The organism is Zavarzinella formosa DSM 19928 (genome assembly GCF_000255705.1).
Taxonomy (GTDB): domain Bacteria; phylum Planctomycetota; class Planctomycetia; order Gemmatales; family Gemmataceae; genus Zavarzinella; species Zavarzinella formosa.
Genome location: NZ_JH636440.1, coordinates 956,555 through 976,098, shown reverse-complemented (window position 1 = coordinate 976,098; position 19,544 = coordinate 956,555). Strand labels below are relative to the sequence as shown.

The window sequence follows — 19,544 nt, the reverse complement described above, 5'->3', positions numbered from 1 at the left end:
CCGGGTGGCGTCAGCCCCCGGAGGCAGTCACTCACCAAAGGCTTGAGCGATCAAACGGTGGCCACCTCCGGGGGCTGACGCCACCCGGCTCGCCATGAAACAGTCACCGTTCAATTGCCTGAGCCTTTGGTGAGTGATTGTCTCCGGGGGCTGACGCCGCCCGGCTCGCCAGATGACGAATAACCCACCTTTCCAAAACTCCCCATCCTGCCCTTGCGGAATAACCGGATTTGTCGATACCTTACAGGTGTCGCCCATCGGAGATTCGCTTCATGATTCGTCTGGCTGGTTTTTCCTCCCTTTTCGCCCTTTTGGCTCTGCCTTTTCTTGCCGTTGCCGATGAACATCCCAAGTTTGAGGACTTCGACAAGGTGGTCGCCGGGGCGAAGGTTTCGGAGGGGCTGTTCAAGCTTTATCAAAAAGAAGACCGGCTATACGCGGAGATCATGCCGTTCCAACTGGACCGGAATTTTCTGCTCGCTATCTCACTGGCGCGGGGGGGCATGGATCAGGCCGGGCACATCCTCAATAACGACGAACAATGGGTGATCGCCTTCAAGCGCGTGGGAGACAAGATTCATCTCATTCGCCGAAACGTGCGTTACCGCAGCGGGGCCGGGCCGGTGGCGCGGGCCGTCGAGACGACCTACACCGATTCCGTGCTGATGGCCCTGCGCATCAAATCCGTCCATCCGGGCCGGCAATCGGTGCTGCTGGATTTCAACGACATTTTCTTCAGCAACATCGCCGACGTGTCGTTCGGAAACCTCGACGCCAACCGGACGACGTGGAACAAGATCAAGGCTTTCCCCCGCAATGTCGAGTTGCAAGTGTCGGCCGTCTTCACCGGCGGGCCGGCCGATGATTCCGTGATTGATCGTCGTGGCAACACCGTCATCCTGCAATACGGCATCGTGGAACTGCCGGACCACGGCTACAACTCCCGGCAGGCCGACGACCGCGTGGGCTACTTCGTCTCGGCCGTCAAGGATTTCTCCTCGGACAGCCGGGACACATCGTTTGTCCGTTACATCAACCGCTGGCGATTGGAGCGGGTGGACAATTCGCCGTGGAAGGAGGGGGCCAAGCTGGTTCCCCCCAAGAAGAAGATTGTCTTCTGGATCGAGAAATCCGTGCCGGACGAATACCGGGCCTCCGTGCGGGAGGGGATTCTCGAATGGAACAAGGCATTTGAAAAGATCGGCTTCCGCGACGCCATCGAAGTCCGGCAGCAGGAGAACGAAGAGTTCGACGCGGAGGACGTGAATTACAGCACCTTCCGCTGGATCACGACCGACCTGAGTTACGCAATGGGGCCATCGCGAGCCAACCCGTTCACCGGGGAAATCATCGACGCGGACATTATCTTCGACGCCAGCATGGTCCGCTTCTACAAACGCGACCAGCAGATTTTCAAGAACGACGCCGGTTACACGATGGAGCCGGACAGCCCGATCCAAGCCTCCAAGCGGGGCTGGAATGTGCCGCGAACCTCGGCCCTCGTCGCCGGAGGAAGCACGGACAAAACCGCCACGCCCGATCCGTATGCCATGTTGCGGAACCAGTTCAAGGCATATCGCTCCGGGTTGTGTCAGTGTGCCTCGCACAAGCAAAGCGAACTGGGGCTGGCCCTCGCCGCTGTCGCCGCCCGCGTGGATTTGAAGCCGGGGGACAAGCTGCCGGATGAACTGGTGCAGCAGGCCATCAAGGAAACCGTGATGCACGAAGTCGGCCACACGCTCGGCCTGCGGCACAATTTCAAGGCTTCCACGATGTTGAAGAACGATCAACTCAACAATCTGGACGTGACCCGCAAGCAGGGCCTCACCGGCAGCGTGATGGATTACACCCCGGTGAACCTCGCCCCCAAGGGAGTGAAGCAAGGAGACTTCTTCACTTCCACCATCGGGCCGTATGACTATTGGGCCATCGAATACGGCTACAAGCCCCTCGGCGGCGGGACCGATGGCGAACGCGACGACCTCGGCAAGATCGCCAGCCGCTCGGCCGAGCCGGGGCTCGACTACGGGACGGATGAAGACCTCATCACTGCCGACCCGCACATCAACCAATGGGATCTCGGGGCCGATCCTCTGAAGTTCGCCCAAGACCGCATGGCCCTGAGCGAAGAGCTCATGAAAGGGCTGGCCGAGCGGGTGGTGGACAAGGGGGAAGGCTATCAACGCGCCCGCGTGGCTTTCTCAACCCTCTTGCAACAATACGGCAACGCCTCGTTCCTCGCCTCGCAATTTGTCGGCGGCGAACACACTTACCGCGACCACAAGGGAGACAACAACGCCCGCGACCCGTTCATTCCGGTGAAGGCGGCCAAGCAGCGGGAGGCGTTGAAGTTCCTTCAGGAAAAGGTGTTCACGGACAAGCCGTTCAACTTCCCGCCGGAACTCCTGCGGAAACTGGCCGCCGACCGATGGCTCCATTGGGGCAACGAGCAAATTTTCATGATGGGGGTCAACTTCCCCCTGAACGACCGCATCCTCGGCATCCAGCGAGTCGCCGTGCGGGAACTGACCAACGACGGCAACTTGGCGCGGATTCAGGACCTGGCCAACAAGTCGGACAAATCCGAGCCGCCGCTTACCATCGCGGAAGTGCTGCAATCATTGACGGACGCAACCTTCGCCGACCTCCCCAACGGGGACAAACCGGCGACGGAAAAATCCTCGGTGATCCGCCGCAACTTGCAACGGGCTTATCTGGCCGAACTCACCCGCCTGACGCTGCGGGGAAGCGTTCCGGACGCGAAAAGTCTCGCCCGGATGCACCTGCGAGAGATCACCGCCCGGATGAACCTGGCCATCGCCGCTGAGAAAGACCCCACCACCCGCGCCCACTGGGAAGAGGCCAAGGAACAAATCGCCAAAGTTTTGGGCGCGACGGTCAATGTGCAGCCTTGATTTGGTGAGAAAGAGAAAGGCACTAACCACAAAGACGCGAAGGTCACACAAAGTTTCACAAAGAAAACCAAAACGACAAGCAAAGTTCGATTAAGAAATCAAAAGACGGAAGACCAACCACAAAGTCGCGAAGGTCACACAAAGTTTCACAGAGAAGAATGAAGAATTGGTTCTTCAAAAATCTTCTTCGTGAAACTTTGTGTCTTTGCGGCCCCTGCCCTCCAAACTGGCGGGGGCGATTCCAATCGCTAAAGTATTCTCACCGTGCCCGACCACCCAAACGGTTTCAACGAGGGGATAATCCATGCGCATGATTTTGGCCGGAATGGTGTTCGTCGGGCTGACGGCCGGATTGGCGAACGCCGCTGACAAACTGGATGCCAAGTTCTTGGTTGGCAAGTGGTCGATGGCGAGCGTGCTCAAAGCCCCGCCGAAGAACAAGACGGCGTTTAACAACGTCAGCAGCGGCACAATTGAGTTCAAGGACGACGGAACCTATTTCTGGAAGAACGGCCCGACCGAGTTCAAAGGCTCTTACTTTCTCAAGGGCACCACGCTGACGCTGACCAACGACGGCAAAATATTGCAAGACTGGAAGAATCTATCCCTGAAGGACGGCAAAATCTATCAACCGCTCGGCAAAGAATCGGACATGGTGTTCACGCGATTGGGGGACAGATAGGAAGTGTTGATCCGCCCTTTCTCGCCCCCAATGTCTTTCTACTTCTCTCCGTCATTCTCTTCCTATCGCTTGACCTTGATCCCCTTGATGGCCGCTTCCAGTTCCTTGGCCTCCATGACGGAGACATCGCAGTTCATCGCGTTGAGTTCTTTCAACTTGGGCATTTCCTTGAGTTGAAGCGCCCCTTTGCCGTTGAATTTGGTGTTGGCCACGGCCAGAATTTTGAGGTTCGGCAGATCCTTGAAGATCTCGGCCGAGGCATTGGTGATGAGGCTGCCGGTGAGATCCAGTTCTTCCAGTGTTTCCACTTCCTTCAGGGCGGCGACGGCTCCGTCCCCGATTTTGGCGCCGAAGAGTGTCAGATACTTCAGGCTCTTGTTGGCTTTGAAGGGATTGAGGCTGGCGGCCGTGAGGGCGGGCTTGTAAAGTTCCAGCCGTTCCAAGTTCGGCAGCGAGGCGAAAAGGGCCATCGACTGATCGCTCACCTTGCCCGCATCCTCAATGACGATTTCCACGATGTGCGGCGACCCCTTGAAGGCGGTCATCTTCGTCGGATCCCATTTGCGGAAGCTCAGTTTCAACCGGGTTTCGCCGGGCGCGGCATCAACCATCGTGACCTTGGCCCCGGTCTTTTCGATGGCGGCGACGAGCTTCACCGGATCAACGGGCTTGTCCGCCGAGCGAACCGTCGCCATCATGGCGAAAGACAACAGAAGAGCGGTGAGAAATCGCATGAGTCAAATTCCAAATCAAGGCCCAAAACGGGCGTGTGGGTCGGGGCGAAGACACATCATTATGGAACCGCAGGCAAGCCGAAAAGTTCCGGTGGCTTTCGTCGGCGTCCAACAGGCATCTGATTCATACGACGAGGCCAGGGAGAAAAAAGTTTCGGACGTTTCTGATTCGTGAAAAGTGGCCCCGCATACACTTGATTGCTTCGCGAACCTTGGCAAATTTTGACTGTCATTGGCCAAAATTCGCCCTTACGCAAACTTGTGAATTATTCCTCATCATCTGGTTTCCCATGTCCAATTTGAAACTGCCTGATGACATGGAAGCCGTCTTTCGGCTTGAGTACAGGAACGCATTTGCCGAACGGTATGCGATCAATGTCCACGGTCACGGTCGCAAAGGGTGGTTTGTGGCCAATCGGGGAGCACAAACCAGCGGTCTTCAGCCCATGACAAAAGGGCAATGGCGGACATTTTTGAACCTGATTGTTCAGGCGGGTTTCTGGGAACTGCCGAGCGATATTCCCCGGCCGGATAATTTCGAGATGGACGATGGCGAGTCCATTTGCTTGATGGGGCGAGATATGGAGAAGAGCCATCACATCAATCGATTCTGGACGATTGAGCCAGCCATCTTGCGGATATGTCTTTGGATGCGGACATTGTCAGGTTTGTTTCCTGAACATCATCTTCCAAGGCCGGTGGTGGAGCAAGAAATCGCCGATTCAATTCCGCACATTGATGAGACCAATGACGCCCAGCAGGAATGAGAGAATGACCCCCCACACCCAAACGGTGCCGTGTTGGTGACGAATCAGCAGCACGATGCCGAACACCACCATTGAGGCGGTGATCGCCACCACGCTTTTTTGGTCACTCATCCAGAACAACAAGAGCTTCCACATCGTTGGCGCGTCACTTGAAAAATGGCCAAAGGATCAGAACCGCCCCCATCACCACCAGGCTCGCCAACAGCGAGAGGCCCCCGAGCCACAGCAATGGGGTGGCGATGGTTGTCGGCTCCGGCGGCGGCGGGATTCGTCGGCGTTCCTCGTCGGTGATTGCCCGGCGACGGGCCAACTCTCGTTTCAGGCTGGTCTCGCCGGTTTTCATCGCCCAGAGATGATTGGCCGTGAAGACGGGTTTCAGCAGGAACGAGAGTTTCTTCAACAGTGGTTTCTCGGCGGCGATTTCCCAATCATAGGTGATGTTGGTGAATGGGCCGTCGGCCGTGAATGTCCAGACACCCCGGCCGATGAAGTCCCCAAAGGCGACGAGAGCCAGACGCTCGGGCGGGACTTTATCCGTGGAGCGAAACCGCCATTCCAGCGTGTACGGCAGCCAACCCTTCGTCAACAGACGAACCACTTTGCCAATGCCATTGGCGTCCCCCGGTTCCTCCTCGGCCACCTTCAGATAAACCGCCGGCCACCACCGGGGGAGATCCGTGGCGGCATCAATGATGGCAAACACCTCGGCCGGCGTGGCTTCCACGCGCCAGTGTGTCACGAAATGGTAAGAATTGGCGGCCATTGATGATGAGCTATGAGCCGGAGTAAAACAGGCAACAGGCCGTTGCGGCGAGCCGGGTCGCGTCAGCGCCCGGAGACAGCCGCCAAGCATTGACTCGGGCATTTGCCAACGGACAACCTCCGGGCGCTGACGCGACCCGGCTCGCCGCAACAGCCTGTTGCCTGTTTTACTCCGGCTCATAGCTCAAAGCTCATGGCTCATCGCCAATCCCCGGAGGTCTCTCCCATGCGTGCGTCCGCTTCCATGTTGTTCGTTTTACTCTCCGCGACATTCGCGGCTGCCGAACCCGTCAAGCTCTTTGACGGCAAAACTCTTGATGGTTGGGAAGGCGACACCGCCAAAACGTGGCGGGTCGAGGACGGGGCGATTGTCGGGGGGACATTGGATGCCGTCGTGCCCCGGAATGAGTTCCTTTCGACCAAGAAGTCCTACGGGGACTTTGAGTTGAAGGCCGAGTTCAAGCTGATCGGGGACAAGGCCAAGATGAACGCGGGCATTCAGTTCCGCACGAAGCGCATCCCGAACCATCACGAAGTCAGCGGCTATCAGGCCGACGTGGGGCAGGATTATTGGGGGGCGTTGTACGACGAATCCCGCCGGAACAAAGTGTTGGTGAAACCGGATGCCAAGGTGCTGGAAAAACTCATCAAACACGAAGATTGGAACGAATATACGATCCGCTGCGAAGGCCCCCGGATTCGCCTCTGGCTCAACGGCACCCTGACCGTGGACTACACCGAGGCCGACGACAAGATCGAGCGAACCGGCATCATCGCTTTGCAAATACACGGCGGGGCCAAGGCCAAGGCCATGTACAAGAATATTCGCATCGAAGAACTGGTGGCAAAATCGGCGGACAAGCCGTGAGCGAATCCCGATTTGGCGAATTTGAAGAGGCCGTGCGACGGTTGCAACCAACTGTCGCCGTCGTCCTTGGCTCCGGCCTCGGGGCGGTGCCGCACGGCTTCGCGGAGGCGGCCGCCGTCGAGTTCGGCGACGTGCCGGGGATGGTCGCGCCCACAGTCGCCGGTCACTCGGGGACCATCCGGGTCGGCGCTCTCAACGGCACGCCGCTGCTCGTCTTCCGGGGCCGGTTGCATTTTTACGAGGGGCACGCTTGGGAACAGGTGGCCAAGCCCGTCGAACTCGCGGCCGGATGGGGCATCCGCACGCTGATCCTCACCAACGCGGCCGGCGGCATCCACCCGGAACTTAACCCCGGCGATTTGATGGTTCTTTCCGATCATCGCTTCTGGCAGCGAATCGATTCTTGGAAAGAAACCCCGCCCCCAAGCCCCTACGATCCTGAATTGATCCAAACCGTCGTGGCCAACGAAGCCCGGCGCGGCCGAAAACTGCTGGCGGGCATTTACACCGCCCTGACCGGCCCCTGTTACGAAACCCCGGCCGAGATCCGGGCCTTGCAGCAATGCGGTTTCGATGCCGTCGGCATGTCCACCGCTTTCGAGGCCCTCACGGCTCGCCGCTTGGGAATGCGCGTGCTGGCCATCTCCTCCATCACCAACAAAGCCGCCGGCCTGAGCGACGGCCCGCTGAACCATGAGGAGGTTCTGGCCAACGCCACCCGCCCGGCCGAGCGAATGTCGGAGATTTTGGGCGACCTCTTGGGGAAATGGCCAATTCCCGAATGACCAATGACCAATGCAAACTCGATCATTGGCAGCATTTGCAAATGATCTTCAAGAGCCCCGCTGCGTGAGCGGCGGGGGTCACTGTCACACTCTGAAAACACCCCCACCGCTGACGCAGTGGGGCTCTTGGGATTTCACACAATATGTCTGTTGATTTTGCACCAATGACCGAGAGGTTGTGGGTTTTGCGGCGATTCTTACCATTCTCCGTCGGGGAGTTCGGCTCCGACGGGCAGGCCCTTTATTTGTTTATCCGGGACTTCCACGGTTGAATCATCATCGACGCCGACGAAGCCGTGTTGGGCGTCCATCTGGGCGACGGACTTGACGCCGCTCAGCGTCGGAGAGGGGGCCACGTCACCGGATGATTCGTCATAAAGTTTGAACCACGGATATCCGGCTTGGGTGTAACTTTGCGCGGTGACCGGCGTGGGGGGCGGTTCCTCGCCGGTGATTTCCCGCCACATCATGCTGTTCACAATGTGGACGAACACCCGGCCAAAATTGGTTTCATCCCAAGTGTCGACGCCGTGCGGATCGGGGTAAATCTTTTGGGTGATCGCGCCCCCGGCCGCCAACCCCATTTCGCGGCCGGCCTTCTCTTTTGACCGAGGCATCGCTGAGGGACGGGGGGCCGACAAACACATTGAGTCCACGTATCTCTTTTGCGGGGGCGTCTCGGGAAATCGGCCGGGCTTGGGTTCGTAAACGATGAGTTGAAGGCCGCCGTGTTCCTCTTTGCCGGTGACTTGGGCTTCGACGGTGTAGCCCATGCCGAGGGGCATGGCGACGAATTGCCGCACGTTGCCCTCGCCCGTGTTGAAGCCGTCCAGCCACGGTTGCGGCGGGCAGGTGAGATAGTCTTGCAGTTCCGGGTCGCCCTTCACCCGTCCGATCAGGCCGGGCTTTTCGGGGGCGTGAAGCGCCTGATCCCACGGCTTGCCCGACACGGCATTCACCTTCCCGGCCGCGATCTTCACGGCGTTGGGCCGCCAGTGTCTGGCCCGCACGGAAATCCACAAGGCTTCGCGCTGGTACATCGGAATGAACACGCCCGAGGTCTTCACCCAACTGGCCGGGACACGATCTTTGTAAGCATGCACGCGCCGAACGGGGAAGGCGCCCAACCCCGGCGGCAGGGGATAAATTTTGCCGTCGTCCGGAATTCGCAAGGTCCGCTGAAACGTGACGGCCACGCTGGTTCGCGACTTCGGATCGGTGAACTGCAACAGGCTTCCATCCTCGACGGTGACTTGAAGCATGAGGAACCTCGCGATTGGTGACAGGAAATGAATGGTCGAACCCCGGAACCCGCCCGCCAGAAGTCCGGCTTGTTCCGGAATGTGAATGAGAACCGAAGACGGGATCAGGTTCGCCGTCCCCGCCCGGCCATCATCGCCAGCGTAAACCCGCCCGGCCGGCGTGTCAAACGCCAAAAGGCATCGCTGAAAAATGAAAATCCGCGATCTCTGACTACGCGCCTTTCACCCGAAGGACGATAATCCCAAAACAATGCATTTGCCGAACTTGGACGGCCGCCAAGGAGAGGACTCGCGAATGGCCGAAGGCAAACACCTCCCGAGTATTCCCGGATGCGCGCTCGGCTTTTGCGCCGCCGGCAGCGGCGTCGGCTCATTGATCGGGACATTCCTCAATCATTGGCTGTTTCCTTCCCTGCCGCCGGGCCAAGGCTCGGTGCGCGAACAAACGATGGCGTTCTACGGCGGCACCATTTGGGGCATCGTCGCGGGCATGATTGCCGGGTTCGCGGCCGGTGTGATTTACGCTGTTCTTGTGAGACGATCCCGGCTCAAAGTCGAGCGCCGGAAGCCTGACACATAAATCCGGCAGACTGATTTCAGCCGTTGCGAAATCAAATCACGCCCGGCAACATTTGAGAGACCAAACGATGGGTTTTGAGATGCCAAAAGTACCGGAGGGGAATGGGGAACATCCCGTCTCCCTCGTGGTGATTTCGGCGAACAACCTCGCCGCGTCGGGGGAGTTTTATTCCCGGTTGTTTGGCTGGCAGTTGCAACCGATGTCGGCCTCGTTGACGGGCGTTGTCGCTCCGGCGGGGCCAATCGGAGCGTTGCGATCCAACATTCCCGATGGGTTCCCGGCGATGGTGCCGTATGTCCGCGTCTCCGATGTGGAAGCAATGCTCGACCGGGTCGTGACGGCGGGGGGCACGATTGAACAAGCACCGTGGAGCCTGCCGGGAGTCGGCAAACTCGCAAGATTCAAAGATCCGTCCGGGACCATTTACGGATTGACGGATGCCGTTTCGCCCGGCGGCCTGCCGCGCATTCCCATGCCAGTCGGCCCCAACCCCAAGCCCCCGGCGGGCGCGATCTGCCATCTTGAAATGCACGCGGCCGACGGGGCCGCCGCCGCCCGGTTCTTCGGCGAGTTGTTCGGCTGGGGCACGCTCCCGACCATGCCGCAGTACATGGCCTTCGACACCGGGGCGGGCGTGGCCGGAATCTTCCAATCGCACACGCCGACCACCCCGGCGCTGGCCTATGTCTACACGACCGATGTCGATGCGAAGCTGGCCGAGATCGAGGCGGCCGGCGGCAAGCGAACAGGCGGGCCAATGCGAATGCCCGGCTTTGGCTGTTTCGGTTACTTCAAAGACCCGTCCGACACCAGCATGGGGCTGATCGGGCCGTAAAACATCGCCGAACGATGTCAGAACGTTATTAAGGACGAGACGAAGGAGACACAAATGCGCTGGGAAGACACCGCGCCCCGGCGGGCGATCAACTGGGGGGCGGCGGCCGGTGTTCCGGATGATTCCCCGCTTTACCGCGTCTGCATCCTGCGGGTGCCAGCCGCAGACTCGCTTCCCGCCGCATTCATCGAGTTCTGGCGCCGTGTGTTGACCGAGGGGCCGGAGACGTGTTCGGACAATTGGAACGTGTTGCTTTTTCAAATGAATCTGCTCGGCGGCGGTTTCACTTGCGTGTTTACCAAACGTGACCTCAACCGGGATGAGCCGCCGGTGTTCAAGTTCAGTTCGGAATCGCTGAAAGCCGAGTGTTACGAACTGCCCGAACGCGAACCGGGCGACCCTCGGGCCGAGTCGGAATACCAGACGCTGGAGGGCCGGTGCCTTGATCAGATCCGGGAGGCGGTTCGGACAGAACCCGTGGCGAGTCTGTTCGAGAATCTCCGCAATCAGCGAGAATTCACGATAATGGTCAGCGACTTCTACCGGGCCAGACATTGGCCGTTGGGCTTGTGAGAACCGGATGTCAGGAGGTGCGGTGTGGCGATGTTTCCTGCTGGCGAAGGTGATGAGGCGGCCGAACGGATGGCGGAGATGTTTGGCCCCGGACAGATTGACCACATGGTCCGTCAGGCCATCCAGTTCTGCTGGATGGGATTGCCGAAAGAGCGTCGTTCGACGGAAGAGGTCGAAACACAGATCCGCCGAATCGTCGAGCGGGCGCTGAAGGATTTCCGCGAGGATCGCGAGGCATTTGGCCCAATCGCGGGCAACTGAACCGAACGATGGATCCATTCGACACAAGGAGCAAACATGTCTGTTCGAGAAGCGGCTGAAGAACTGGTGACCCGTGCGGCGGCCGCCGGGCGGCGCGGGCGGGTGTTGACCAGTGACGAGGCGAGCATGCTGACGGATGAAGTCACCGGGTATCCCGGCTGGCTTGCGGAGTTGCTGGCCCAAGTTCCGCTGTGCGGGTTGGAATTGGGCTGGCCGGAGCCGGAACTTGGCGAGCCGCAATGGCTGGAGTGGGCCGACGCGAACGCGGCCAAAAGCGAATCGGTCGAGTTCTATCCGGGGCTGGCCATTCTCCCCGCCGGGTATGTCAATGTCGCCGCCGATGCGGGGGGCGGGAGCGACCCTTTTTTCATCTCTGTTCACGAAGGGCCGGACCCGGCTCTTTATCAGATCTATCATGATGTCGGCTCCGAGGCCGAGGACATCCTCCGCGACGGCCGAAAGCTCGTCGCCCCCAGCCTGAGCGCGTTCTTCAAATCAGCCCTCATCCGGCCCAAGGGCTGACCGGTCGTCAAAAGTACTCCGCACGCTCCGCGTGCGGGCGAGACGTTGACCCGTTTCATTGTCCGGCCACAGGGCAAGTCCATCCGCACGCGGAGCGTGCGGAGTACCTTGGTGAACGACTGTTTCATTCTTTCCACCGGTTTAGCATGACGGCTTTCCACCCTCGCCGATCTCGCAGGCACTCCCCTTTTCGACCGCCGGGTTCCCGGCGCCGGCCTGTTGAAACGCATCAACGAAAGCTGATGGGTCCATCGCCCCGGACAGGGCGACCGCGTTGTTGATGATGAAGAACGGCACCCCTTGCACCCCGGCCCGGCGGGCTTGCTCTTCCGCCGCCCGGATTTCCGACAATCCTTCGTCGCCGCTCAAGAAGGCGGCGGCCCGGCTCCGGTCCAGCCCGGCGTCGGCGACGATGTCGAGCAGCGTCGGCCCGTCGCCAATGTCCCGACCGTCGATGAAGTAAGCCCGGAACAGCGCCTCAACCACAGCATCCTGAACGCCCTCTTTGTCGGCCAGCCAGATCAGCCGGTGGGCGTCGAGGGTGTTCGGCGTCCGCTCCATCTTGTCGAAGGCGAACGGCAAGCCTTCGCCGCGAGCGGCCGCCGCCACTTGGGCCTCCAAGGCGAGCGAGCGTTCCCAGCTTCCGAATTTTGCGGTCCGGTAGTCCCGGCGGCTCATGCCCTCTTTCGGCATCCGGGGATTTAGTTGAAACGGATGCCACCGCACCCGCACATCATCCCGGCCAGCCAGCGCGAGGGCTTTTTCCAGCCGCCGTTTGCCGACATAGCACCACGGGCAGATGACATCGGAAGTCACGTCGATTGTCAGTTTCATGGTTTTTCTCCTTGGCTTATGTTACGTTACAACATCCTTGAACCGGCGAGCGTCTGCGGCCATCATCGAGGCGGATGGCGCAAGCCTCCTCGTAACCGACCGAACTTCCGATGCCGCGAGATTCGACATGGAACAGCCAGGCGAGATTCTCCTCGGGAACGGCTGGCACACTCTCTATTCGGATGAGGTGTGGTATTTGATCGTCGATCCCGGCCCCCGCGAAATCACCCTCGAAGCCCGCTTCGAGTCCGACGCCCCCGGCCGGACCGGCCCTCCGACGTGGGCGAGGACGGAGTTTTGCGTTTCCAAAGACGAGCACAAGGCGGTCTGCCGGGTGCCGTACAACGACGCGGCTCATCTGTTGGCTGCATCTCGCATTTCCTTCGTCCCGGAAATCATCTGGGCCAAGGCTCTCGGCATTTGCCGAAGAATCGCCTCGGGCACCAAAGAGTAACGGTCAACGATGGACGAAGAAACCCTGATCGCCACATTGAACGAAACCCCGGACGACCCCGCGTCACGGGCGGCCTATGCCGACTGGCTGGAGCAACGGGGCGACCCCCGCGCCGACTACTTCCGCGCCGAGCAACGGCTTCGTTCGGCCCCTCCCGGCGATCCGTCCCGGCAGGCGTTGGGCCGGGCGTGGCGGGAGACGCGGGCTTCGCTGGACCCGGCTTGGCTGGCGCGCGCGGAGCCTCGGGCGCCAGTTCCCGCGTGGGTTCCGGCGGAGGCGCTTCGGCCTTCGCGGAACGGGATAAACGACTGGCTGGAATGGGCCAGACAAAGCCATTATGAGTGGGTGGTTCTGGCGGTGATGGCGCCGATCGAGGCGGTCATCCGGGCGGTGATCAAACTTCGCACCGGTGCCGATCCGGAGGGGGCGTTGGCCTCGGGTTTGTGGAGGAAAGGGGTTTTGATTCAACGAGGCGAGGAATACGAGCAGGTTTCCCCCGCCACCCCGTTCGTCCAGTTGACGGGGCACGCCTGGACGGTTGTCATGTACGACACGTTTCATCTCTCGATGACGACCTATCAGGCCGCCCAAGACGACGCCCGCGAACTCTCGGACCGGCTCGGGACGCTCGCCCTCGAATACTCGGCCGAGGACACCTCCTCGGCAACCGGCTACCACCTGTTCGAGTGCGGCGAGTTGATCGAATTTGCCCAAGACGCTCCGGGCGAAGCCACCTTCGCCTCGAAACGCCGCCCGCTCCCTTGGACAACAGCCCCGCGTGATTTCCCGGATGAACTGTTCCGTTCGCTGGGCCTCTATCTCTCCGGCTTCTACGCCGGCGGAACGGGCGTCCGCCTCGGCGCCCCGGAGGCATCGGAATTCGCCCGAGCCGACCTGCTTCAAATCCGCTGGGAATACCGCGAGACTACTCTGACGGACGCGATCCGCCCCAACGCCGGATTCACCGAGATCCACCGCCTGAATGACTACGAGCCAGACTCATCCGAAACGGGCGAAGACTTCGCGGACAATGGCGACATCCCGTTTTGAATTGCCTCTAATGCCGGGCCGGAGGGGTCGCCGGGCATTGCTCGGCTATGCCGTCGCTAACATCAATACCGCGCGTCGATAAGATCAGCGCGCAAGATCGCTTGCCTCCGAAGTTAAGTTGAGGTACATGGGCGGACGATACCTTTGGGACGACATCCCTCGTCGCCTCGCCCTTCGGAGGAGCATTCGTTATGAATCAGGTGATCGACGAGCTGCAAAAACTCCAAACATCCTTGGAATCGCTTCGGCGAGAACTGGCCTCGCGCCGATTGGAAGAACCGGCCACTCTGGCGACCACCCTTGAGACTCTCCCGGCAGTCATCGCGCGGGTCGGGGCATGGGACGGAGAGGCAGAGGAAGGCGTTCAGGAATTGCGGATTCACCGGGATTGGTGCGAGAAGCACTCCGGGGATTCAGACCGGGACATCGGCCGATTTCTCGGCGCCGATGTCATGTGGGCGACGTTCAACGCCAAGATCCTCCCCAGCATCCGGGCCTCGCGGGCGGCGTGACCCTTCTCAAACGCCCACCGGAGCCGCTCCCTGAACGGCGGCTTCGACTTCCTCCACCGAAGGAAGGGTTTCGCCGTCCCGTTGGAGCAATGGAACGCCGTCCACGAGGACGGTGAATTCCCCTTTCGCCCCGTCTTGAGTCGCCACATCAATGTCCAAGTCTTTTTCGAGGGAGGAAACAATCTCTTCCGCGCGTGCCCGAATCGTCGGGCAGCTTGGGCAACGCTTGATAACCGTATTCATGGCAGGCTCCGTTAAAGGTAATTTGACGGGCGTATTTACCCGCACATGCCATGCCGAACGACGGCAAAACTGACGAATCGGTTATCTTCACTTCAATGCCAGCGGCGCGGAATTTCCCCGCAGGCCAGCGACACGATCAGCGAAACAATGGCGATCACAAACCCGGTGGCCGACATGCCGAAACTCCACCAGAATGTTTTCAGCCGCAGAGCCATGTAATTGGCCCGCAGTGTTTCGACCTCGGAATTGCGGCTCTTGCCCGCCACCTTCTCCGGCTCTTCCTTGAGGAAAGCCATGAAGCCGCCGTTCAACGACCAGTATCGTCCGGCGTTCGTCGGCGCCAGCAATGTGCGGCCCTCGTCCCCGTATTTGGCCAGCCGAAGCGACACCAACAAATCCGAGGCCGCCTTGGCGTCGGCCAGCGAATCGTTGCCCCAACGCTCGACGGCCAGATCGTAGGGAGAAGTCTCGCCGGTCTCATAGGCGGCCTGTAGCAACTCATGGGCTTGGTGTTCGATCATCGGGCGTTTGGCTCTCCGTTGGGATGGAAGGGGGACACAACCCATTATTCGCCCGGCTTCAAGACGCATGGTGGCCATGTGCAAATTGCATGAATACCCGGCGGGATTTGTTTGAAACGAAGAGGGATTGCGTCGATGCGATTGCGGGCGATGAGAAGATGTTTTGACAGGTTGCGGCATCGGCTGAAAGCAGGGACCGGCGAATCGGCGCCACCGGTCCCGTTGCCGGGGCTTAGAAAATGATGTGCTGAATGCACTTCTTCACTTGAATATGGGCGACTTCAAGCGCCTTGATGGCATGTTCCTTGTGATCGCCGAAGTTGGCCTTCGATTCCTTCAATTCGATGATGGCGGCCGTGATCGAGTGTTCGGCGTGCCGCAGGTGCTTGTGGTCCCGGAAGTCCTTGTAATGATCGGGGTTCGGCTTGTAGCCGACCGGGAACGGATCGTGGACGGCCGCCAGCGCCTTTTCCACCTGAATGGCCGCGAACTTCAAATCCTTGAGGGCTTGTTCCTTGTGGCCGCCAAAGTTGTGCTTGGCCCCCTCAAGTTCCGAGATGGATTCCTTGATGTCGTGGAGGGCGGCGTGAAGCTTGTGATGAACCGGATCGGCCGAGGCCCGCCCCGGCGAAAACAGACCGATCAAGGCCGCGATGGCCGCCAAAGACAATAACCGACCCATGACAATCCTCCAGTTGAGAGAGACACATCCTGTCGGCCCCCCGGCATGGAGGAACCGGTTCTCCGCAAACAGAGGGTTTGTTCGCGAAGATGCGCGTATTCTAGGTTGATCGGAAAGAGGCGATCAAAATTAAGCCATTGACGAGGAGATTCATTGGCATCATTCGCCGAAGTATGGTCGCTGCTGCGAGACGTGCGGTCGCTTCGCTTCGATGCCCGCAGCGACGCCGGAACCGGGTGGACCGGCGTCGGCCACGGCACGGTCGTCGTCTCCGAACCGGCCGACGGGGTAATTGTGTTCGAGGAGTCCGGCGAGGGCATTTTTGTCGGTCCAACGGACCGATTAACATAGCCCAGCCCGAAAGGGCTGGGTCAGAATGCCATCAAAAAATCTCGGTCCAACGGACCGATTATCGGCTCAAGGTCCGTCAGGGCCGCGAAGGCCGAAAGCCCAAAGATAACCGGTCCTTCAGACCGGGGTCGTTGCCAGATGGTTGACCCAGCCCTTTCGGGCTGGGCTATGTTAATCGGTCCGTTGGACCGGCAAGACAAAGCGCTTTGGTCGCCACGCCAATTTGAAATCTGCCATAGGCAGATGCTTATGATCGCGAACAACTTATTCCGGGCCGGCCAGCCGAACCCGCCGCAACTCCTCTTGTCCAATACAGACCGGGTGAAAACGTTGTAAAAGATGGCGGGGCATGATGAGGCCGGAAGCGTGCGGCATTCTGAACAGCGGCGGCGGGGCGTGGGCGTTCTCGGGGTTGGCGGCTCAATTGAGCGCCGCGTTGTGGGTGGATGTCACCGAGACTCCCCGAGAGTTTAACTATCTGCTGGCGGCCGACGGTCCTGATCCGGCTGGCGGGGGCGAGGTGTTTGTGCCGCTTCGGGGCATGACGCTGGCGGCCGACAAACGGTTGTTGGCGGAGGTGTTTGCCAAGGGCGGGGTGCCGACGCCGGAAACGCGGTTGGTCGAGTCGTTGGAGAAGGCCGAGGGTGTTCTGGCCGAAGAACCGGGCCGGGAATGGTGCCTCAAGTTCCCGACCGGGTGCGGGGCGGCGGGGCATCGCCGGCTGGTCGCCGGGATGAGCCTGCCCGGAAGCTGGCCGTTGCCGCTGGTTGTTCAAGAATTCATCCGGCTTGACTGGCCCGAAGTGTATCGGACTTATGCCGCCGGAGGGAAGTTGTTCGGTTGGGTGGTTCGTCGCTTCCCGGCGGGTGCCCGGCCGTCGCCGTGGGTCACCCATGCCCGCGGCGCCCGATACGAATCGGCCGGCGAGATTCCCCCGGCCGCGTTGTCGGCAGCACGGCTGGCGCTGGAAGCCACCGGATTGCTGGCGTCGTTCGGGTGTGTCGATTTGCTCCGTCGGCCAACCGGAGAGTGGATTGTGCTGGAGGTCGGAACGGACGGCCTGCGCAATCACGTTGACCGCGATCTCGGCCTTCCTGATGTGGAGTTGGAGATTCAACGACGGGTGGCCGAGGCATTTTGGTCCCGCTTTGACTCCCGCCCGTGGGGCACCGGCGACTGGCGCCCCCGGCCGCCCGATCATCATGCGACCAAACATGGCTCATGAACCGGGCCGGGCGTTCCGCCATCCGAACCCCGGCCCGGTTCATTCGTCACCAGAGGATTGTTTGCTTCTTGACGCCGAGGCCGCTTAGGGCCGCGTAGACGAGGCCGTCGCCCGGCCAGTTCCAGTAGCCTTGGAACTGATCGAAGGTCATGGACTTGGCCTGGCCGTTGGTGTCCGTGAAGTACACTTCGCCCTTGTCCATGTCGAAGCCGGTCATGCAAACGTAATGCAGTTTGGACGGGGCGATGTCCCACGGTTTGCCGGGATTCGGGGACGGAACCGGCACCGAACCCCAGCCGATCAGCGCCACCACCGGGCGGCCTTCGCCGAGCCGGTCCAAAATATCCTGAAACTGGGCGCCGGATTCGAGCTGGGTGTCTGGCTTGTATTTTTGCATCACCTTCAACAGGGAGGGCGAGGGCGTTCCCAAATCGTATTGCGTGAGAATGTTCGACTGCTGGGCCGCGACCTTTAACGCGGCATAGGTGGCCGTGGTGTAACCATAGGATCGCAACAGCCGCGAAGCGGAGTTTGGCCCGCAACTCCAGGCGTTGTTTTGCGGGGCGTCGCCGGGCACGACAATCTCGACATGCTCGCCGTGCGAAAGCGTCTCGTTGCCTTGGTCCGCATACAACACGTCTCCCGTGCCGGCACCGCCGTCGAGGGAGTCTTTGCCGGTCCCGCCGTCGAGAATATCGTTGCCGTCCCCGCCAAGGAGGGAGTCTTTGCCGCTGCCGCCGCTCAGGGAGTCGTCGTTGTCGCCGCCGTCAAGGACATCGTCGTTGTCGCCGCCATCGAGAACATCGTTGCCGGCGTTGCCCGAGAGATGGTCGTTGCCCGTGCCGCCGCCGAGATAGTCGTCGCCGTAGCCGCCGGTGATCGTGTCCTTGTCGGCGCCGCCGGTCAGATGGTCGTTGTCGTTGCCGCCGTCGATGAGATCGTTGCCCGCCCCGCCGTCGATGGTGTCCTTGCCGTCCCCGCCGCTCAGGGAGTCGTTGCCAGTGGCCCCGGTGAGGGAGTCGTTGCCGATGCCGCCCGTGATGCTGTCGTTGCCAATCCCGCCGTCGAGGGAGTCGTTGCCCGATCCGCCGTCGATGGTGTCGTCGCCGATTCCACCGGTCACCGTGTCGTTGCCGTTGGCGGCATAAATGAAATTCGCCCGCGAGTTGCCGGTGATGGTGTCCGAGGCCGACGACCCCCAGACATTTTCAATCCCCGAGCCGCTGGTGAACTGAAGCTTCAAAAAGTTGGGATGAACCGTCTGCACAGCCGTCGAACCCAAGTTGACCGTGATCGACGTGGAGAGGCTGTCGAAGAACAGCGTGTCCGTGTCCGCATTCGCGGCCTCGGTGATCTTGTCCGTCCCCAAGCCGGGGCCGCCCGGATTGGCCTCGGGGCTGAACACATAGGCATCATCGTCGGCGCCACCCCGCAGGTCGTCGTCCCCGCCCCGGCCTTCGAGAATGTCCTCCCCGGCGCCGCCGATCAGGATGTCCTTGCCGGACCCGCCGGTGAGTTCGTCGCCACCCCCGTCCCCGTAGGCCGTGGAGGGGAGCGACGTGTCGTTCGTGAAGGTGTCCTGTCCGTCTTTCCCGTAGAAGACGATGCGTTTCACCTGATCGGCCGAATAAGTTTTGTCCGCGTCGTTGAGGGTGATTCTTCCGACGACGCCCCCGCCTTCAATCGTGAGCTTGTGGCCCAAGACGGCATGAACCTGCCCGTCGGCATTGATCGAGACACTGGCGACATCATCGGTTTCCTTGCCGACGATGTTCAGGGTGCCGTACTGATCGACCGAAACACCGGTCGGCGGCGCAGGATTGCCGGACGGCACCTCGCGGGCCTCCAGCGATTGCAGAAAGAGTTGACGCTTCGGGGCCGGCCGCCGGCTTTTTGAGAAGAAGGACATGAGAGTTCTCCGGATTTGGATGATGGGATCGGACCGACCCGCGAGAACACCCCGCGTTCATCCGATCCGTCGCCAACCCGGACGCAAAGAGATTTGATCTGTGACCGGAGAAAGTGAGAAGAAACAAAAGATGGAAGACTGTGACGCCGCTTTCGTTTTGGTTTTGGTTTTGGTTTTGGTTTTGGCGAGCCGAGCAGCGTCAGCTGCCGGGTGGCTC

24 protein-coding genes are annotated in these 19,544 nt (G+C 60.5%); 14 read left to right on the top strand and 10 right to left on the bottom strand.

The features are described from left to right. Positions 1-272 precede the first annotated feature (272 nt). Both BGIM_RS50505 and BGIM_RS0115295 read left to right on the top strand, forming a co-directional pair. The gene (locus BGIM_RS50505; protein ID WP_020470633.1) at positions 273-2,915 is read left to right on the top strand and encodes a zinc-dependent metalloprotease; all 2,643 of its coding nucleotides are present in this window, start codon (positions 273-275) and stop codon (positions 2,913-2,915) included. A 304-nt stretch (positions 2,916-3,219) separates the two neighbouring features. Further along, positions 3,220-3,597, top strand: coding sequence for a lipocalin-like domain-containing protein (locus BGIM_RS0115295; protein ID WP_020470630.1), 378 nt, complete (start codon positions 3,220-3,222; stop codon positions 3,595-3,597). 62 nt (positions 3,598-3,659) lie between these two features. On the opposite strand, the gene BGIM_RS0115290 is transcribed toward BGIM_RS0115295, so the two are convergent. From BGIM_RS0115290 to BGIM_RS50500, 4 genes are all read right to left on the bottom strand, one after another. Next, a complete protein-coding gene (locus BGIM_RS0115290; protein ID WP_020470629.1) occupies positions 3,660-4,331 on the bottom strand; it encodes a leucine-rich repeat domain-containing protein in 672 nt (223 codons plus the stop codon). A 266-nt stretch (positions 4,332-4,597) separates the two neighbouring features. Beyond that, positions 4,598-4,927, bottom strand: a complete 330-nt coding sequence (locus BGIM_RS62920) for a hypothetical protein (RefSeq protein ID WP_157369021.1) — start codon at positions 4,925-4,927, stop codon at positions 4,598-4,600. Between the two features lie 126 nt (positions 4,928-5,053). Beyond that, positions 5,054-5,209, bottom strand: coding sequence for a hypothetical protein (locus tag BGIM_RS62915; protein ID WP_157369019.1), 156 nt, complete (start codon positions 5,207-5,209; stop codon positions 5,054-5,056). Between the two features lie 34 nt (positions 5,210-5,243). Beyond that, positions 5,244-5,963, bottom strand: a complete 720-nt coding sequence (locus BGIM_RS50500; protein WP_202947266.1) for an SRPBCC family protein — start codon at positions 5,961-5,963, stop codon at positions 5,244-5,246. Positions 5,964-6,086: 123 nt separating this feature from the next. Here BGIM_RS50500 and BGIM_RS0115275 point away from each other — a divergent pair, with 123 nt between their 5' ends. Both BGIM_RS0115275 and BGIM_RS50495 read left to right on the top strand, forming a co-directional pair. Further along, positions 6,087-6,728, top strand: a complete 642-nt coding sequence (locus tag BGIM_RS0115275; RefSeq protein WP_020470625.1) for a 3-keto-disaccharide hydrolase — start codon at positions 6,087-6,089, stop codon at positions 6,726-6,728. Beyond that, complete coding sequence (locus tag BGIM_RS50495; RefSeq protein WP_020470624.1) at positions 6,725-7,513, top strand: purine-nucleoside phosphorylase; 789 nt, start codon at positions 6,725-6,727, stop codon at positions 7,511-7,513. Before BGIM_RS0115275 ends, BGIM_RS50495 begins: the two co-directional genes overlap by 4 nt. A 197-nt stretch (positions 7,514-7,710) precedes the next feature. On the opposite strand, the gene BGIM_RS0115260 is transcribed toward BGIM_RS50495, so the two are convergent. Next, positions 7,711-8,775: a hypothetical protein gene (locus BGIM_RS0115260; RefSeq protein ID WP_052639839.1), complete on the bottom strand. Its 1,065-nt coding sequence runs from the start codon at positions 8,773-8,775 to the stop codon at positions 7,711-7,713. 295 nt (positions 8,776-9,070) lie between these two features. On the opposite strand from BGIM_RS0115260, the gene BGIM_RS0115255 reads away from it, so the two are divergent. From BGIM_RS0115255 to BGIM_RS50490, 5 genes are all read left to right on the top strand, one after another. After that, positions 9,071-9,355 (top strand): hypothetical protein, encoded by a 285-nt coding sequence (locus BGIM_RS0115255; RefSeq protein WP_157369017.1) that lies wholly within the window; start codon positions 9,071-9,073, stop codon positions 9,353-9,355. A 79-nt stretch (positions 9,356-9,434) separates the two neighbouring features. Then, positions 9,435-10,190 carry a VOC family protein gene (locus tag BGIM_RS0115250; protein WP_157369015.1) on the top strand — a complete coding sequence of 252 codons (756 nt, stop codon included), beginning with the start codon at positions 9,435-9,437 and terminating at the stop codon, positions 10,188-10,190. Between the two features lie 54 nt (positions 10,191-10,244). After that, entirely contained in the window at positions 10,245-10,763 is a 519-nt protein-coding gene (locus tag BGIM_RS0115245) for a hypothetical protein (protein WP_020470620.1), read from the top strand. 24 nt (positions 10,764-10,787) lie between these two features. Then, positions 10,788-11,024, top strand: coding sequence for a hypothetical protein (locus BGIM_RS0115240; protein WP_157369013.1), 237 nt, complete (start codon positions 10,788-10,790; stop codon positions 11,022-11,024). A gap of 36 nt (positions 11,025-11,060) precedes the next feature. Beyond that, on the top strand, positions 11,061-11,546 hold the full coding sequence (locus tag BGIM_RS50490) for a hypothetical protein (protein WP_020470618.1): 486 nt from the start codon (positions 11,061-11,063) through the stop codon (positions 11,544-11,546). 141 nt (positions 11,547-11,687) lie between these two features. On the opposite strand, the gene BGIM_RS0115230 is transcribed toward BGIM_RS50490, so the two are convergent. Continuing rightward, a complete protein-coding gene (locus BGIM_RS0115230) occupies positions 11,688-12,380 on the bottom strand; it encodes a DsbA family oxidoreductase (RefSeq protein ID WP_020470617.1) in 693 nt (230 codons plus the stop codon). 127 nt (positions 12,381-12,507) lie between these two features. Between BGIM_RS0115230 and BGIM_RS0115225 the strand changes: the two genes are divergently transcribed. The 3 genes from BGIM_RS0115225 to BGIM_RS0115215 all read left to right on the top strand — a co-directional run bounded on the left by BGIM_RS0115225 (position 12,508) and on the right by BGIM_RS0115215 (position 14,396). Beyond that, positions 12,508-12,834 (top strand): hypothetical protein, encoded by a 327-nt coding sequence (locus BGIM_RS0115225; protein WP_157369011.1) that lies wholly within the window; start codon positions 12,508-12,510, stop codon positions 12,832-12,834. Between the two features lie 9 nt (positions 12,835-12,843). Next, on the top strand, positions 12,844-13,884 hold the full coding sequence (locus BGIM_RS0115220; RefSeq protein WP_020470615.1) for a TIGR02996 domain-containing protein: 1,041 nt from the start codon (positions 12,844-12,846) through the stop codon (positions 13,882-13,884). Positions 13,885-14,075: 191 nt separating this feature from the next. Beyond that, positions 14,076-14,396 (top strand): hypothetical protein, encoded by a 321-nt coding sequence (locus tag BGIM_RS0115215; RefSeq protein ID WP_020470614.1) that lies wholly within the window; start codon positions 14,076-14,078, stop codon positions 14,394-14,396. Between the two features lie 6 nt (positions 14,397-14,402). Here the strand turns inward: BGIM_RS0115215 and BGIM_RS0115210 are convergent, their stop codons facing one another. From BGIM_RS0115210 to BGIM_RS0115200, 3 genes are all read right to left on the bottom strand, one after another. Beyond that, complete coding sequence (locus BGIM_RS0115210; RefSeq protein WP_020470613.1) at positions 14,403-14,639, bottom strand: hypothetical protein; 237 nt, start codon at positions 14,637-14,639, stop codon at positions 14,403-14,405. A gap of 92 nt (positions 14,640-14,731) precedes the next feature. Then, on the bottom strand, positions 14,732-15,160 hold the full coding sequence (locus tag BGIM_RS0115205) for a hypothetical protein (protein WP_020470612.1): 429 nt from the start codon (positions 15,158-15,160) through the stop codon (positions 14,732-14,734). Positions 15,161-15,392: 232 nt separating this feature from the next. Beyond that, positions 15,393-15,842 carry a hypothetical protein gene (locus tag BGIM_RS0115200; protein WP_020470611.1) on the bottom strand — a complete coding sequence of 150 codons (450 nt, stop codon included), beginning with the start codon at positions 15,840-15,842 and terminating at the stop codon, positions 15,393-15,395. A 153-nt stretch (positions 15,843-15,995) separates the two neighbouring features. Between BGIM_RS0115200 and BGIM_RS0115195 the strand changes: the two genes are divergently transcribed. Together BGIM_RS0115195 and BGIM_RS0115185 are read left to right on the top strand one after the other, a co-directional pair. Next, the gene (locus BGIM_RS0115195) at positions 15,996-16,193 is read left to right on the top strand and encodes a hypothetical protein (protein WP_020470610.1); all 198 of its coding nucleotides are present in this window, start codon (positions 15,996-15,998) and stop codon (positions 16,191-16,193) included. A gap of 349 nt (positions 16,194-16,542) precedes the next feature. Beyond that, on the top strand, positions 16,543-17,418 hold the full coding sequence (locus tag BGIM_RS0115185; RefSeq protein WP_020470608.1) for an ATP-grasp domain-containing protein: 876 nt from the start codon (positions 16,543-16,545) through the stop codon (positions 17,416-17,418). A 46-nt stretch (positions 17,419-17,464) separates the two neighbouring features. Here the strand turns inward: BGIM_RS0115185 and BGIM_RS57525 are convergent, their stop codons facing one another. Next, positions 17,465-19,327 (bottom strand): C39 family peptidase, encoded by a 1,863-nt coding sequence (locus tag BGIM_RS57525; protein ID WP_020470607.1) that lies wholly within the window; start codon positions 19,325-19,327, stop codon positions 17,465-17,467. Positions 19,328-19,544: the final 217 nt, after the last annotated feature.